Source organism: Streptomyces sp. NPDC053542, from assembly GCF_044544685.1.
Lineage (GTDB): Bacteria > Actinomycetota > Actinomycetes > Streptomycetales > Streptomycetaceae > Streptomyces.
In genome coordinates this window covers 141,916-155,503 of record NZ_JBITXL010000007.1, presented here as the reverse complement: position 1 = coordinate 155,503, position 13,588 = coordinate 141,916, and the positions used below count along the sequence as shown (strand labels likewise).

At 72.9% G+C, this 13,588-nt stretch carries 12 protein-coding genes; 6 read left to right on the top strand and 6 right to left on the bottom strand.

Annotation, left to right across the window (positions count from 1 at the left end; genetic code table 11):
• The first annotated feature begins 156 nt into the window (after positions 1-156).
• From ACIGXO_RS21180 to ACIGXO_RS21170, 3 genes are all read left to right on the top strand, one after another.
• The gene (locus ACIGXO_RS21180; RefSeq protein ID WP_399788877.1) at positions 157-1,698 is read left to right on the top strand and encodes a UxaA family hydrolase; all 1,542 of its coding nucleotides are present in this window, start codon (positions 157-159) and stop codon (positions 1,696-1,698) included.
• A 200-nt stretch (positions 1,699-1,898) separates the two neighbouring features.
• Positions 1,899-3,371, top strand: coding sequence for an amino acid permease (locus tag ACIGXO_RS21175; protein ID WP_399789674.1), 1,473 nt, complete (start codon positions 1,899-1,901; stop codon positions 3,369-3,371).
• Positions 3,372-3,467: 96 nt separating this feature from the next.
• Positions 3,468-3,968, top strand: coding sequence for a DinB family protein (locus ACIGXO_RS21170; protein ID WP_399789672.1), 501 nt, complete (start codon positions 3,468-3,470; stop codon positions 3,966-3,968).
• A gap of 16 nt (positions 3,969-3,984) precedes the next feature.
• Here the strand turns inward: ACIGXO_RS21170 and ACIGXO_RS21165 are convergent, their stop codons facing one another.
• The 4 genes from ACIGXO_RS21165 to ACIGXO_RS21150 form a co-directional block, all read right to left on the bottom strand.
• Complete coding sequence (locus tag ACIGXO_RS21165) at positions 3,985-5,043, bottom strand: LLM class flavin-dependent oxidoreductase (protein ID WP_399788874.1); 1,059 nt, start codon at positions 5,041-5,043, stop codon at positions 3,985-3,987.
• Complete coding sequence (locus ACIGXO_RS21160; RefSeq protein WP_399788870.1) at positions 5,043-5,573, bottom strand: SRPBCC family protein; 531 nt, start codon at positions 5,571-5,573, stop codon at positions 5,043-5,045. The genes ACIGXO_RS21165 and ACIGXO_RS21160 overlap by 1 nt, the downstream gene beginning before the upstream one ends.
• 118 nt (positions 5,574-5,691) lie before the next feature.
• The gene (locus ACIGXO_RS21155) at positions 5,692-6,189 is read right to left on the bottom strand and encodes a winged helix-turn-helix transcriptional regulator (protein WP_399788868.1); all 498 of its coding nucleotides are present in this window, start codon (positions 6,187-6,189) and stop codon (positions 5,692-5,694) included.
• Positions 6,190-6,304: 115 nt separating this feature from the next.
• Positions 6,305-7,300 (bottom strand): esterase/lipase family protein, encoded by a 996-nt coding sequence (locus tag ACIGXO_RS21150; RefSeq protein WP_399788865.1) that lies wholly within the window; start codon positions 7,298-7,300, stop codon positions 6,305-6,307.
• Between the two features lie 311 nt (positions 7,301-7,611).
• Here ACIGXO_RS21150 and ACIGXO_RS21145 point away from each other — a divergent pair, with 311 nt between their 5' ends.
• Entirely contained in the window at positions 7,612-8,835 is a 1,224-nt protein-coding gene (locus tag ACIGXO_RS21145; RefSeq protein WP_399788862.1) for a helix-turn-helix domain-containing protein, read from the top strand.
• A 12-nt stretch (positions 8,836-8,847) separates the two neighbouring features.
• On the opposite strand, the gene ACIGXO_RS21140 is transcribed toward ACIGXO_RS21145, so the two are convergent.
• Complete coding sequence (locus ACIGXO_RS21140) at positions 8,848-10,395, bottom strand: long-chain fatty acid--CoA ligase (RefSeq protein WP_399788860.1); 1,548 nt, start codon at positions 10,393-10,395, stop codon at positions 8,848-8,850.
• Positions 10,396-10,578: 183 nt separating this feature from the next.
• On the opposite strand from ACIGXO_RS21140, the gene ACIGXO_RS21135 reads away from it, so the two are divergent.
• The gene (locus ACIGXO_RS21135; RefSeq protein WP_399788857.1) at positions 10,579-11,241 is read left to right on the top strand and encodes a TetR/AcrR family transcriptional regulator; all 663 of its coding nucleotides are present in this window, start codon (positions 10,579-10,581) and stop codon (positions 11,239-11,241) included.
• Positions 11,242-11,256: 15 nt separating this feature from the next.
• Positions 11,257-11,991 carry a Mut7-C RNAse domain-containing protein gene (locus ACIGXO_RS21130; RefSeq protein WP_399788854.1) on the top strand — a complete coding sequence of 245 codons (735 nt, stop codon included), beginning with the start codon at positions 11,257-11,259 and terminating at the stop codon, positions 11,989-11,991.
• A gap of 31 nt (positions 11,992-12,022) precedes the next feature.
• Here the strand turns inward: ACIGXO_RS21130 and xylB are convergent, their stop codons facing one another.
• Positions 12,023-13,501: a xylulokinase gene (gene xylB / locus ACIGXO_RS21125; protein ID WP_399788851.1), complete on the bottom strand. Its 1,479-nt coding sequence runs from the start codon at positions 13,499-13,501 to the stop codon at positions 12,023-12,025.
• Between the last annotated feature and the right edge of the window lie 87 nt (positions 13,502-13,588).

The following is a 13,588-nucleotide window of genomic DNA, read 5'->3' as shown; positions in this document are numbered from 1 at the left end:
GCGTTCGCATTCGAAATATCGAACGTTGTCCGACCTACTGAGCGGGAGCGTAAAGCCGCCTTCTGAGCGGCGTCAATGAGCGGGTGTACGGGCATACCTGAGAGCGCATCAGCAGACCCGGCCCGCCGGCCGCCCCGCCCACGTAACGAGGTGCTCATGGTCCCGCCCGCAGCCGCCCGCGCCCTCCGCCTCCAGCCCCAGGACGACGTCGCGGTCGCGACGGCCGACACCCCGGCGGGCAGCACCGTCGACGCGGGCGGCGAGACCGTACTGCTGCGGGACGACGTGGCACGCGGACACAAGATCGCGCTGCGCGCCGTCCGTCGGGGCGCGCCCGTGCTGCGGTACGGCCAGGTCATCGGCTTCGCGGCGGCGGACATCGCGCCCGGCGACCATGTCCATCTGCACAACCTGGAGTACCGGGAGTTCGAGCGCGGCTACGAGTTCGCCGTGGACGCCCGGCCGACGGAGCTGCTGCCGGAGTCCGAACGCGCCACCTTCCAGGGCTATGCGCGCGCCGACGGCTCGGTCGGCACCCGGAACTACCTGGGGATCCTCACCAGCGTCAACTGCTCGGCCACCGCCGCGAAACAGATCGCCGCACGGCTGCGGTACTCCGGCGTCCTGGACGACTACGACCACATCGACGGCGTCGTGGCGCTCACCCACGGCCAGGGCTGCGGGCTCGCCGCGGACGGCGAGGGCATCGAGGTACTGCGGCGCGTCCTGCGCGGCTACCTGACGCACCCGAACTTCGCCGGCTTCCTGCTCCTCGGGCTGGGCTGCGAGGACAACCAGATCGCGGCACTGACCGACGGGCTGCCGCTCCGTGCGGATCTACAGGTCTCCGCGAGCACGATCCAGGAGCTCGGCGGTACGAAGAAGACCGTGGCGGCCGGCGTCGAGCGGCTGACCGCCATGCTGCCGGCCGCCGACCGCGCCCGCCGCACGACCGTGCCGGCAGGCGAGCTGATCCTCGGCACCAACTGCGGCGGCTCCGACTCGTATTCCGGCATCACCGCCAACCCCGCGCTCGGCAACGCGGTCGACCGGCTGGTCCGGCACGGCGGCACCGGCATCGTCGGCGAGACGCCGGAGATCTACGGCACGGAGCACCTGCTCGTGCGCCGCGCCGTCACGAAGGAGGTCGGCGAGAAGCTGCTGGAGCGGATCGCGTGGTGGCGCGAGTACACCGCGAAGAACGGCGGGTCGATGGACAACAACCCCTCCCCCGGCAACAAGGCGGGCGGCCTCACCACCATCCTGGAGAAGTCGCTCGGCGCGGTCGCCAAGGGCGGCACGACGGCCCTCGCCGACGTGGTCGACTACGCGGCACCGGTCACGTCCAAGGGCTTCGTCTTCATGGACACCCCCGGCTACGACCCGGTCTCGGTGACCGGCATCGTCGCCGGCGGCGCGAATGTCGTGTGCTTCACGACAGGCCGCGGCTCGGCCTTCGGCTGCGCTCCCGTACCGAGCCTGAAACTCGCCACCAACTCCCCGTTGTACGCGCACATGACCGACGACATGGACATCAATACCGGCGGCATCATCGACGGCACCAACACCGTCGAGGAAACGGGGCGGGCTATTTTCGAACGCGTCCTCGCGGTCGCCTCGGGTGAGCCCACGAAGAGCGAATCGATGGAATACGGCGAGGAGGAATTCGTGCCGTGGCACATCGGCACGGTCATGTGATCATCAGGAATGTGACCACGGTGCGGTGACCGGGGAAATACCGGCACGGACAAGACGTATCACGATGTGAGACAGCAGGGAGTCGCGTTGCGGTGAGCTGCGCGGCTGTCCGACACTCCCTCGTCGGGAACACCACCCTTTGTTCCCGGGTAACCCAGAGAGTTCGGATAAACACCGTGAGTCTGCTGCGAAAAAAGCCCCTGGAACGCGCGCTGAAGGAGGCTCGCGGAGAAGGCGAACAACGCCTTCGCCGTGATCTTTCCGCGCTGGATCTCACGATCCTCGGGGTGGGTGTCATTCTCGGCACCGGAATCTTCGTACTGACCGGCACGGTGGCCCGGAACATGGCCGGCCCCGCCGTGGCGCTCTCCTTCGTCGTCGCCGCCGCGGTCTGCGCCTGCGCCGCGCTGTGTTACGCGGAATTCGCGTCCTCGGTGCCGGTCGCCGGGTCCGCGTACTCCTACTCCTACACCTCGCTCGGCGAGCTGCCCGCCTGGATCATCGGCTGGGCGCTGAGCCTGGAACTGACGCTGGCCACCTCGGTGGTCGCGGTCGGCTGGTCCGGCTATCTGAGCTCCATGCTCAACGGCATCGGCGTGCATCTGCCGGCGGCGCTGAGCGGCGGCGACGGCTCGGTGATGAACCTGCCGGCCGCGCTGCTCATCCTCGTACTGACCGGTGTGCTCATCGCGGGCGGCAAGCTGTCCAAGGGCGTCACGAACGTGCTCGTCGCGATCAAGCTCGCCATCGTGCTGCTGGTGATCATCGCGGGCGCGTTCCTGATCGACACCGCGAACTACCACCCCTTCGTGCCCGACGCCCAGCCGACCGGCAAGGTCTCCGGCCTCCAGGCCCCGCTGCTGCAGGTGCTCACCGGCATCACCCCGACCGCGTTCGGCGTGGCCGGCATCCTGAGCGCCGCCGCCATGGTCTTCTTCGCGTACATCGGCTTCGACATGGTCGCCACCACCGCCGAGGAGACCCGCAAGCCGCAGCGCGACCTGCCGATCGGCATCATCGCCTCGCTGGTCATCGTCACCGTGCTCTACGTCGCGGTGTGCCTGGTGGTCACCGGTATGCAGCACTACTCGGAGCTGTCGGTGCAGGCACCGCTCGCGGACGCCTTCACGGCCAAGGGGCACCCGGGCTTCGCCACGGTCATCAGCGTGGGCGCGGTGGTCGGCCTGACCGCCGTGAGCCTGATCTGCTTCCGCTCCCAGAGCCGGGTCGTCTTCGCGATGGCCCGCGACGGCCTGCTGCCGAAGGCGCTGTGCAAGGTCGACCCCAAGCACGGCACGCCGAAGATCAACCTGTGGGTGCTGGGCGTCATCATGGCCTGCCTGGCCGCGTTCCTGAAGTTCGACCTGCTCGCCGAGATGGTCAACATCGGGACGCTGTTCGCGTTCGCCGCGGTCTCCGCGAGCGTGCTGATCCTCCGGCGCACGGCCCCCGACCTGCCCCGCGCGTTCCGTACGCCCTGGGTGCCTTTCATCCCCCTCGTCTCGCTCCTCTGCTGCCTCTACCTGATGCTCAACCTCCAGGTCATCACCTGGATCGGCTTCCTGGTCTGGCTCGCGGCGGGCCTCGCGCTGTACTTCGGTTACGGCCGGCGGCACAGCGCGCTGGGCAAGCGGGCCGAGGAAGTTCCGGCGGCGAAGACGGAGGCGGGCTAACCTCACGCCGGAGCCGCCGCCACAGGGGCGCGGCATGGGGAGGAGAGACCGCCAGTGACCAGCGAACAGCCGGCGACCACCGGACAGCCGCCGATCATGGACGACCGCGCCTTCCCGCCGCTGCGGGGCGGGGAGCGGGAGATGCTCCGCGGCTTCCTCGACTTCCATCGCGCCACGCTCGCGAGGAAGTGCGCGGGGTTGACCGACGAGGAACTGCGCCGCCGCTCCATGCCGCCGTCCACGCTGACCCTGCTCGGCCTGGTGCGGCACCTGGCGGAGGTGGAACGCACCTGGTTCCGCCAGGTGATCAACGCCGAGGACATCCCTCTCCTCTGGTCTCCCGAGGACCGCCAGGCCGCGTACGACGCGAGCGGCGCCACCCGTTCCGAGGCGTTCGCGGCCTGGGAGGCCGAGGTCGCGCATGCCCGGCGGATCGAAGCGGCGGCGCCCTCGCTCGAGGTGACCGGCCACTGGGCGCGCCGGGACGCGGACGTGTCGCTCCGCTTCGTCATGCTGCACGTCATCCACGAGTACGCCCGTCACAACGGCCACGCCGACTTCCTGCGCGAGGGCATCGACGGGACGGTGGGCTTCTGACGCTTCTGGTCAGGGGTTACCCGGCCTCGGCCGTCGCCTCCCGTACGAGGTCCAGGGCGCGGCCGAGGGTGGCCAGCCGGGCGTCGAGGGTGTCGCCTGCGGGGTACAGCCGTACGGTGTCGACACCCGCGGCCTGCCAGACCCGCAGCCGGGCGCGGACCATGTCCACCGTCCCGATGAGCGTCGTGCCGAGCACCATCTCGTCGGTGACCAGCGCGGCCGCGCCCTCCCGGTCGCCGGCCTGCCAGCGCTCCCGTACCTCGGCCGCGGCCTCGGCCCAGCCCTGGCGGCTGTAGGCGCGGTTGTAGAAGTTCGTACTCGCCGAGCCCATGCCGCCGAGGCTGAAGGCCAGTTCCTTCTTGCGCCCGGCCACCATCGCGCGCAGCGCGCCCTCGTCCTCGGCGAACGCCACCTCGGCGCCCTGGCAGACGTCCAGCTCCGCGCGGGTGCGGCCCGCTGCGGCCAGCCCCGCGTCCAGGTGGTCAAAGTACGCCTCCTCGGCTCCCTCGGGCACGAAGGAGGTGCCCAGCCAGCCGTCGGCGATCTCGCCGGTCAGCCGCAGCGTCTTCGGCGAGAGGGTGGCGAGGTAGACCGGGATGTCGTGCTCGGCGCGCATCGACAGGCGCATCGGGCGGCCCTCGCCGCCCGGCAGCGGGATGGTGAACTCCCGCCCGGAGTAGCTGATCTTCTCGCCGGACGCGGCCTGCCGCACGATCTCGACGGTCTCCCGCATGCGGCGGAGCGGCCGGGCGAACGGCACGCCGTGCAGCCCCTCGATCACCTGCGGCCCGGACGGACCGAGCCCCAGCAGGAAACGCCCCTCCGAGATCTGCGAGAGGGTGATCGCGGCGCGGGCGATGGCCATCGGGGTGCGCGTACCGAGCTGGATGATGCCCGAGCCGAGCAGCATGCGCTCGGTGCGCGCGGCGAGGTAGCCCAGCGGGGAGGGGGCCTCCGCGCCCCATGCCTCGGCCACCCAGCAGATGTCCATGCCCAGCTTCTCGGCCTCGGTGACGTAGTCCACCAGCTCCGGCCAGGGGCCGCCGGACGCCTCGATCGTCGTCGCGGTACGCATCAGCCGGCCGCCTGTCCGGAAGCGCTGCGCTCGGCCCGTTCCCTGAGCGCGTCGAGCGTGGCGGTGATGTTCCGCTCGAACTCCCGCAGCCGTACGAAGACGATCTTCTGCTCCTTCTCCGGCATCCGCTCGATGGCCCGCGAGAGCCCCGACCGGCCGGGCCCCAGCCGGACCCACTGCCGCAGCCGGGTGCCGCCGTCCTCGGGGACGAGGGTGAACCGCCAGGTGGCGGAGGGGTGTTGGGGGTCCTCGACGGCCCAGGCGAAGGCGCGTGGCGGGTCGCACTCCACGACGTACGAGGTGGTCTGCCACTCCCCCAGCGCCTCATGGGCGCTGTGACCGGTGAAACGGGCCCCGAGGGCCGGCCCCGACGCGCCGTCCAGCCACTGCGCCGACCGCAGTTCGGCGCTCAGCTCCGGCATCAGCCCGATGTCGGACACCAGCTCCCACACCCGTTCCGGCGGGGCTCCGATCCAGGTGGCCGCTTCGACCGTCGGCCCGTCCGCATACCGCGCACCCGTCCACTCCATGCCTGGCAAGCCTCCTCAGCACCACCCCTTGCCGGGGCTTTGACCTCCAAAGTTGCGTAGATAGACTTACCTGTCAAGGGCAAGCACCGCCGATGCGGCGTGGTGGCTCAGTGCCGGCTCAGTGCCCGAACCGCTCCCGTACGTCCGGCCGTTCGGCCAGCTTCGGCGGATAGCCGGGGCCCATCCGGGCGTGGGTGTTCCCGGCCGTCATCGGCTCGCCGCAGTCGGCGCAGACCACCTCGGCGTGGCTGTCGTGCCCGCACGGGTCGTGCCGGAAGACGACCGGCGGGCCCTGCTCACCGGCCAGCCAGCGGTCGCCCCACCGGTTCATGGCCAGCAGCACGGTGTAGAAGTCGCGCCCCTTCTCGGTGAGGACGTAGTCGTACCGCACGGGCTCGGTCTGGTACGGCCGCTTCTCCAGCAGCCCCTCGTCCACCAGTCGGCGCAGCCGGTCCGTCAGCGTGTTGCGGGCGATCCCCAGCGACTCCTGGAACGCGTCGAACCGCCGGATTCCGTAGAACGCCTCGCGCAGCACCAGCGGCGTCCACCAGTCGCCCAGCAGATCCATCGTGCGCGCGATCGAGCAGGGCCAGTGGGCAAAGGATGTCCGCCTCATGCGGCCAGGATACGGAAGACGCGGACCGTCTCGTGAGAAGACCCAGCAGGAGAGCGGGGGTGCGGGACGGTGGCCGGCCGACCGCGCGGGGTGCGCGCGGCCGGCCGTACGGGCGTCAGCAGACGGGCCGCTGTGCGTGTGCCGGGTCGAGGGCGTTGAGGACGAGCCGGGTCGCGGCCCTGTCGTAGCTGATGCCGATGTGCTCGGTGGCGTTCGCCGGACAGACGTCCTGGAGGGTTGCCTTGGTGACGTTCGGCCCCGGCTCGAGGAAGGCCGAGGTGTAGGGGGTGACCACCTCGTCGTACCGGGTGGTGATGACCGTGTACGTGACGCCCGGCTGCGTCTCGCCGCCGGCGTTGAGCTCCTTGAGGAAGTCCGAGCCGGTCAGCTGCTGGCGGCAGGCGGGGCAGCCCGCGCCCAGCGCGTCCTCGGCGCCGGGGATCGCGCGGGCGAGCAGCGCGAGGCCGGCCAGCGAGGTGCCGTGATTGGAGGGCACCAGCGCCACCAGCTTGTCGACCTTCGCCGCGCCGCCGAGCCGGCCGAGGTAGTAGCGGGGCAGCAGGCCGCCCTGCGAGTGGCCGACCAGATCGACCCGGTCGGCGCCGGTCGCGGCGCGCACCTTGTCGACGAAGGCGGCGAGCTGCCCGGCGGACGCGGGGATGTCGCCGGTGCCCAGGACCGGCTGCCCTTCGTCGCCTCCGTGGTTGAGGGCGTAGACGCAGTACCCCGCGTCCTTCAGCTTCGGGGCCAGGGCCGCCCAGTTGTCGTAGCGGTTCTCGAAGGTGCCGTGGACGAGGACGACCGGGCGGGGGTGCGCCTGGTCCGGCTTGCAGGCCCAGTCGTTGGCGCCGGCGGGGACGGCCGCCGGGTGTGCCGCCGAGTAGAAGAAGGCGGACAGGAAGTCGCTCTGCGGCGGGCCTTCGGGCTCGGCCGCCGCGGTTCCGGCCGTCGCTGTTCCGACCTCAGGGGCGGCGGTCGTGAGGTCGGGCGCGGAGGCGGTCGTGGGTGCCGCCGACGACCGGTCGGCCGTCGCGCCGGACAGGCCGAGGCCGCCCGCCACGGCGAGGCCCACGGCAACGGCCGTCAGCCGGCGCCGGCGCGGTGCGCGCATGGTCCCGTTTCTGCGCATGGATCGTTCCCCTCTTGCCGGTCGGAGCCGGCAGGGACGGTGGGCAGGACAAGGAGGTGCGGACGCGGCGCGCGGGATTTCCGTCACAACTCGTTTCGGCCGAGTCACTCGGAAGCTACCGACGCGTAACGTCGTCACCACGCTGTCCTCGCGGCCCGGGACGCACCAGAGGAACACCGCGTCCGGCGCGCAAAGGTGTCACCCCCCTGACACTCCGGCGGCGTCGCGGCTCACCGTGCACAGCCCTTCGGACCACCGCCCGCGCGGGCGGACCTCACCCAGGGAGACCATCGATGCAGGCACCGGAGCAGACCTTCAGCCGCCGTCCGTGGCACGAACTCCCGCCGGTGCTGGGCACATTGATCCGCCCGCGGATCGGGGAGATCGCCGGCGACATGGTCGACGTGATCCGCGAGGAGGTGCCCGCTTACCGGCGGCCGCTGGACTCCCCGCTCGGCCGGGACCTGTTCGGCGCGGTGCGCCGCGCGCTGCGCCAGTTCGCCGAGCTGACGGAGCACCCGGACAGCCGCCAGGACCACCACGTCGCGCACTTCCGGCACCTGGGGCGGGTGGAGTTCCTCAACGGCCGGACGACGGACGGGCTGCAGGCCGCCTTCCGGGTCGGCGCCCGGGTCGGCAGCCGGCGCTACGCGGAGCTCGCCCGCACCGCCGCGCTGCCGCCCGACGTCGTCCTGCCGCTGCACGAGGCCGTACTGACGCACATCAACGCGCTGTCCAACGAGGCGGTCCGCGGCTTCGGCGCGGCCCAGTCGCGGACCGAGGGCGAGGTGCAGCGCGGCCGGCGCGCGCTGGCCGAGGCGCTGCTGGAAGGCGCGCGGGGCCCGGCGCCCGAACGGCTGCGGGCGCTCGCGGCGCGCGCCCGGTGGCCGCTGCCCAAGAGCGTCGCCGTACTGATCGCCCGGCCCACCCCCGGTGCCGCCCAGCCGGCCCCCCGCGGCCTGCACGAGGACGTGCTGGTCCTGCCGCGCGGCGGCGACCTGGTGCTCGTCGTGCCCGAGCCGGAGGACGGCGGGCTGCTCGGCCCCGTGCGGAACGCGCTGCGCGGGCGCCGGACCGTGCTCGGACCGGCCGTCCCGCCGGCCGACGCCTGGGTCTCCCACCACTGCGTCCGGCTCGCGATGGGGCACCCCCGGTACGCCGCGGCGGCGGAGCCGGAGTTCCAGGCGGTCGGTGAGCTGATCCCGCTCGCCGACGTGCATCTCCTCGGGTCGGCGCCCGTCGGGCGGCTGCTGGGCGACCGGCTGCTCGGCGCGCTCGCCGGTCTGCCGGCCGGCACCGCCGCTCGGCTGGCGGAGACGCTGGACGCGCTGCTGATGTCCTGGGGCCGCACGGCTCCCGAGGTGGCCGGGGCGCTGGGCATCCACCCGCAGACGGCCCGCAAGCGGCTGCGCCGCCTGGACACCCTCTTCGGCGACCGCCTCGCGGACCCGGCCTTCCGCTTCGAGGCCCTGCTGGCCCTGCGCACCAGGGCCCTGCGGCAGCCGGCGCCGGACTGAGAACCTCTGGGGCTAGGGCGCATCCGTGAACTGCTTACGCAGCTCGCGCTTGAGGACCTTGTGGCTGGGCCCGAGCGGGTAGGCGTCGACGAACTCGACGCGGCGCGGGTACTTGTACTTGGCCAGCCGCTCCTTCGACCAGCCGATGATCTCCTCGGCGGTGGGGGCCGGGTCCGCGTGCTCGTCGCGGATGATCACGGCGCAGACCTCCTCGCCGTGCGTGGGGTGCGGCAGGCCGATGACCGCGGCCTCGGCGATGCCGGGGTGGCGCAGCAGCACCTCTTCGACCTCGCGCGGGTAGACGTTGAAGCCGCCCCGGATGATCAGGTCCTTCTTGCGGTCGACGATACGGAGGAACCCGTCGGCGTCCTTGGTGCCGAGGTCCCCGGTGCGGAACCAGCCGTCGACAAGCGCCGCCGCGGTCTCCTCCGGGCGGCCGAGGTAGCCCGCGAAGACGTTGTGGCCGCGCACCACGACCTCGCCGAGCTCGCCGGCGGGCAGCAGGTCGATGCGGTCGGCGGGCTCGGGCGCGGCGATCTCCACGTCGACGCCCCAGACCGCGTGGCCCACCGTGCCCGCACGGGTGCCGAAGACCCGCTGGTTGACGGCCGCGGTCGGCGAGGTCTCGGAGAGCCCGTAGCCCTCGTAGACCGGTGCGTCGAAGACCTCGGTGAACTTCTCCAGCACCGGTACCGGGAGCGAGGCGCCGCCCGAGACGCACCGCCGCAGTCTGGGCAGTTCGGCCGCCGTGCCCGCGGCCTCCAGCAGCCGTACGTACATCGTCGGGACGCCCTGGAAGGTGGTGACGCCCTCGCGCACCATCAGCTCCAGGGCCGCGGCGGCGTCGAAGCGCGGCTGCAGGACGAGCGTCGCGCCGCGCCGCCACATGGAGTTCATGCTCGCCGTCTGCCCGAAGGTGTGGTACAGCGGCAGCGCGCCCAGGGTGATGTCGTCAGGGCGCACCTCGTGCGAGTCAAAGGCGTTGGTGGTCGCGTTCATGACCAGGCTGAGGTGGGTGAGCACGGCGCCCTTCGGGACGCCCGTCGTGCCGCTGGTGTAGAAGACCACGGCCGGGTCCTCGGCCTCGCGGGTGACGTAGGCCGGCAGCGGCTCGACGGTCTCGGCGAGGTCCTCCAGGCGGCCGTCCGCGCCCGGCACCCGGACCTCGGGCCCGATCGTGACCATCCGCGCGCCCGTGGCGGCCGCGGCCTCGCCGCCGGTCGCGGCCCGGCCGGCGTGGCAGAGCAGCAGCTTCGCGCCGCTGTCCCGGAGGACGTGCGCCACCTCGCCCGCGGAGAGCAGCAGGTGGACGGGGACCACGACGGCGCCCGCGGCGAGGATCGCGTAGTACGCGCGGGGGAATTCGGCGGTGTTCGGCGCCATCAGGGCGACCTTGTCACCGGGCCGTACGCCGAGCGCGCCGAGCGCCGCCGCCTGCGTCCTGGCCTGCCGCCACAGCTCCGCGAAGGTGATCCGCCGCTCGCCCTCGACGAGCGCGAGGTGGTCGGGGCGGCGCCGGGCGGCCTCGGCGAGGATGGTGGCCAGGGACAGGGTGGTCATGTGCGGATGCTCCTGTTCGCCGTGTACGACGCTGTGTACGACGCGCCCGCTACCCGTAAACTAGCGGTGCAAGTTTTTCGCACCCTACTCCGCCGTAACGCAGCTGAAAAGGGGTGCTCCGCGACCGTCCGGACACCCACCGTGTAGGGTCCACACCTCGCCGACCTGCCGAGGAGACGTGCCGTGGCCCGCCCGCGCCAACCACTGCTCAGCCGCGACCGCATCATGGAAGCGGCCCTGCGCATCGTCGACGACGAGGGGCTCCAGGCCCTGTCCACGCGGCGGCTCGCGGCCGTCCTCGGCGTCACGGGCCCCTCGCTCTACAACCACTTCCGGACCATGGACGAGCTGGTCGACGCGCTCGTGGACCAGGTCGTCGGCCAGGTCGACCTGTCGATGTTCGGCCGCCTGGACTGGCAAGAGGCGCTGCGCGACTGGGCCCGCTCCTACCGCGCGGCCCTCGCCGGCCACCCGAACCTCGTCCCGGCCCTCATGCGCCCCTCCGCCCACCGCCCGAACTCCCTGCGGCTGGCCGACGCCGTCTTCGGCGGCCTGGTCGCGGCGGGCTGGCCGCGCGCGCACGCCACGCACATCGGCGCCTCGATGCGGTACTTCATCACCGGCTCGGCCCTCGGCTCGTTCGCCGCCGGCTTCCCCACCGACGCGGAGCTCTACGCCGGTACGTACCCCCACCTCGATCAGGCCCATCTGCTGGCCCAGCACCAGCGGTCGGTCGACGAGGGTGCCTTCGAGACCGGCCTGCAGGCGCTGCTGGAGGGCCTGGCGGCCCAGTACGCACGCGTCGTCGGCACGGCGGAAAATCCCCGGTCCGACGCGTCGCGGTGATGGCATGCTGTGGGGGTGAACGGTCCGGAGATCACCCTCAGCTTCGCCCCTGAGCTGCACGTTCTCGCCGCGCCCGCCCGGCGAGGGGGCGCCACCGCCTTTGTCACCGACGGGTCGTCCACGCTCGGCCACATCGTCGAATCGCTCGGCGTGCCGCTCACGGAGGTCGGCGCGCTGCTCGTCGACGGCCGTGAGCAGCCGGTCTCGCACGTGCCGCGCGAGCGGGAGAACGTCGAGGTACTGCCGGTCCGCCGGCCGCAGTCGGTGCCCGGCGCGCCGCTGCGCTTCCTGCTCGACGTCCATCTCGGCACGCTCGCGCGGCGGCTGCGGCTGCTGGGCGTGGACGCGGCGTACGAGAGCGAGGACATCGGCGACCCGGAGCTCGCCGCCCGCTCCGCCGCGCAGCGCCGCGTGCTGCTCTCCCGGGACCGCGGGCTGCTGCGCCGCCGGGAGCTCTGGGCCGGCGGCTTCGTCTACAGCGACCGGCCGGACGAGCAACTCCGGGACGTACTGAGCAGGTTCGCGCCCCGGCTGGCCCCGTGGACGCGCTGCACGGCCTGCAACGGCGAGCTGAAGGACGCGGACAAGGAGTCGGTGCGCGAGCGGCTGGAGCACGGCACGCGGCGCACGTACGACGTGTTCGCGCAGTGCACTTCCTGCGGCCGGGTGTACTGGCGCGGCGCGCACCACGCCCAGTTGCAGACCATCGTGGACGAGGCGGTACGGGAGTTCGGGGACGCGGTGGCCTGACGGCCCTCGCCGGTCCCGCACCGCCCCCGGCTCAGCTCAGCAGCGACGGCGTCGCCCGGTCCAGTACGCCTTCGATGCGTTCCCACGCCGCCCGGTCGCGCGGCAGGGCCGGCAGCGGCTCCCCCTCGCCCGTGCCCCAGCCGGCCGCGATCTCCACGGGATCGGTGCCGGTCGCCGCGCCCGCGGCCAGCGCGGCGGCGCCCAGCGCGACCAGTTCGGTGTGGTGCGGCACGATCAGCGGGCGGCCGGAGAGCCGCCGTACGGTGTCCCGCCAGACCCGGCCCTGTGCCCCGCCGCCGGTCAGCCGCAGCGGACGGCTCCGTACCTCGGGTGCCGCGGGGTCCAGGCCGCAGGCGCGCAGCAGTTCGTCCAGGGCGCGCAGCACGGTGAAGGCGGCGCCTTCGTAGGCCGCGCCGAGCAGCTGCCGCGGGGTGGTGTCGTGGCGGACGCCGGTGAGCAGCCCGGAGGCGTGCGGCAGGTCGGGGGTGCGTTCGCCGTCGAGGTACGGCAGCAGGACGGCCGCGCCGCCCGGCTCGGCGTCCTCGCGGTCCAGCCCCAGCAGGGCGGCGACCTTGTCGACGGCGAGCGTGCAGTTCAGGGTGCAGCCGAGCGGGAGATACGTGCCGTCGGCTGCCGCGAACCCGGCGATACCGGGGGCTGCGGGCCGGGTGCGGCTGGCGGCGAAGACCGTGCCGGAGGTGCCGAGGCTGACGACGGGGTGGTCGAGCAGGCCCGCGCCGCCGAGGCCGAGGCCCACGGCGGCGGCCATGTTGTCACCGGTGCCCGCGGCGACGGCAATGCCGGCGGGCAGCCCGAGCGCGTCGGCGGCCGCCGGGGTCAGCACTCCGACGCGGGTGGCACCGGTCGGCGCGACCTCGGGCAGCAGCCGCGCGTCCATGCCGACGAGGTCGAGGAGTTCGGGGTCGTAGGCGCCGGTCGTGGTGGCGTACCAGAGGGTGCCCGAGGCGTCGCCGGGGTCGGTCACGGCCGTACCGGCGAGGCGTTCGGTGAGGAAGTCGTGCGGCAGCCGGACGGCGGCAGCGGCCTCGGCGGTGGCCGGTTCGTGCTCTCGCAGCCACTGCCACTTGGTGGCGGTCATGGAGGCGACCGGCTCCGATCCGGTACGGGCGAGCCAGGCCGCCGGGCCGCCGAGCGCCTCGGTGAGGGCCGCCGCCTGCGGCGCCGAGCGGGTGTCGTTCCACAGCAGCGCGGGCCGCAGCGGCCGCCCGGCCGCGTCCAGGACGACGAGGCCGTGCTGCTGGCCCGCGACGGCGACACCAGCCACGGCGGACGGCTCGGCGCCGGACTCCTTCAGCCCGGCGGCGACGGCCTCGCCGAGCGCGCTCCACCACGCCTCCGGGTCGCTCTCCCGGGCCCCGTCGCTGCCGGTCACGGTGTGCGGGGCGCGCCCCTGCCCCCGTATGCGGCCGGTCCCGACGTCGACGACGACGGCCTTGGTGGCCTGGGTCGAGCTGTCCACCCCGATGACCACGCGCTGCTGTCCGCGCACGTTTCCTCCCTCACGCGTTTTCCGGTCGGTCCGCCGTGGGGGCTTCCCCGCGACTGTGCCGCATACTAATTTGTTTTCTGCCCTTAC